This window comes from Desulfocurvus sp. DL1XJH-121, from assembly GCF_054819825.1.
Genome location: NZ_JBTVWW010000133.1, coordinates 1 through 259 on the forward strand (window position 1 = coordinate 1; position 259 = coordinate 259).

Consider the following 259-nt stretch of genomic DNA (forward strand, 5'->3'; position numbering starts at 1 on the left):
GGCGCACAGGCTGCCCAGCAGCAGCACCCGGTAGCGGCCCAGCGAGTTCACCACCCGATCGCCATTGAGGCGGCCGAGCGTCATGGTGATGGAAAACAGCGCATAACCCAGCCCGGCCTGGCTGTGTTCGACGCCACGCAGCGTGGTGAGGAACAGCGCGCTCCAGTCGAGCATCGAGCCTTCCGCCAGGAACATGATAAAGCACAGAATGCCGATAAACATCACCCAACCGCGCGGCAAGACGAACATCGGTCCGCCG

1 pseudogene is annotated in these 259 nt (G+C 63.7%); it reads right to left on the reverse strand.

Going from position 1 to position 259, the window contains the following annotated elements:
- Nucleotides 1–249, reverse strand: a pseudogene (locus ACYYG1_RS17615) (MFS transporter); the annotation flags it as partial.
- Between the last annotated feature and the right edge of the window lie 10 nt (nt 250–259).